Annotated in this window: 1 protein-coding gene; it reads right to left on the reverse strand. The window is 45.9% G+C overall.

Annotated elements, in window-relative coordinates; translation table 11 throughout:
* Positions 1–233, reverse strand: a 233-nt coding sequence (locus tag HMPREF2655_RS03060) for a hypothetical protein (RefSeq protein ID WP_257367811.1), incomplete at both ends; no start/stop codon positions are given.

Genomic DNA, 233 nt, shown 5'->3' on the forward strand with positions numbered 1-233 from the left:
GGTTGGCCTTTTGCTCCTGTAGAAGCCGTATCATGACCAGTAGATGGATCTACAACTGTCGGGCGATAGCTTGCAGTAACTGGAGTACCATTCTTATCCTTGCGGACAATCGTTACGCCTGTTCCCTTTCCTACAAAATTAGCTTCTGGAGTGAAGGTGACGATGCCATCTGGTGAGATTGCATAAGTCCCTTCACCTGGAATCACTTTTTCAGTTGATCCATCTTCAAATGT

Source organism: Streptococcus sp. HMSC066F01, assembly GCF_001837335.1.
In the GTDB taxonomy this organism is placed as follows: Bacteria; Bacillota; Bacilli; order Lactobacillales; family Streptococcaceae; genus Streptococcus; species Streptococcus oralis_S.